The sequence below is a fragment of the Oscillibacter sp. genome, from assembly GCF_032060045.1.
Taxonomy (GTDB): Bacteria; Bacillota; Clostridia; order Oscillospirales; family Oscillospiraceae; genus Oscillibacter.
In genome coordinates this window covers 567-1,224 of sequence record NZ_DAMBZJ010000008.1, presented here as the reverse complement: position 1 = coordinate 1,224, position 658 = coordinate 567, and the positions used below count along the sequence as shown (strand labels likewise).

1 protein-coding gene is annotated in these 658 nt (G+C 53.0%); it reads right to left on the bottom strand.

Annotated features, from left to right (window positions below; all coding sequences use genetic code 11):
* Positions 1–31: 31 nt before the first annotated feature.
* Positions 32–658, bottom strand: a 627-nt coding sequence (locus RT018_RS04735) for an AEC family transporter (RefSeq protein ID WP_312939753.1), incomplete at its 5' end; no start/stop codon positions are given.

Genomic DNA, 658 nt, shown 5'->3' with positions numbered 1-658 from the left:
GGGAAGAGCTTTTTGCTGATTTGGGAATATCCTACATCACTCCGAGCATTCGTAGAAGGAAGGTCCAGCAGAAAATTGTGAAGATAGACATTACTGTGGTGGAGCATACAAGTTGCCCTGCGAGAGGGCCATCCGCTCCCATAGCCACGGCCATGGGGTAGGAAGACACGGCGGTGGGCGCGGCAAAGAAAATCATGAGGGCGCACAACGCTCCATCCCGAAAGCCCAGAGCAATACTTAAAGGTAGGAAAATCAGAGGGATCAGCACCATTCGGGCCAGCACAGCCAAAATCAGCGTGCGGCGGTTGGAAAGCGTCTGGCTCAGATCCAGACTGACGCCCAGCGAGATGAAGGCGATGGTGGTGGTGACACCTGCCACGTCGCTGACCACGGTATAGAGGAGGTCTGGAATCCGGATATTCAGGATTAGCAGCGTCAGTGCCAAAAGCGTTGCGATAATCATGGGGTTTTTAAGAATAGAGAGGAATAAGTTTTTCAGGTCGGCCTTCCCAGAGCGGTTCAGCTCCAGAATTAGTGTGGAGAAAATGTTCACCAGCGGCACAATCAGGGCGCCGAACAGGGCGACAATGCCGATGCCCACGCTGCCGGGCCCGAAAATCGAGGTTGCAACTGCAATACCAAATAAAATGTAATTGGG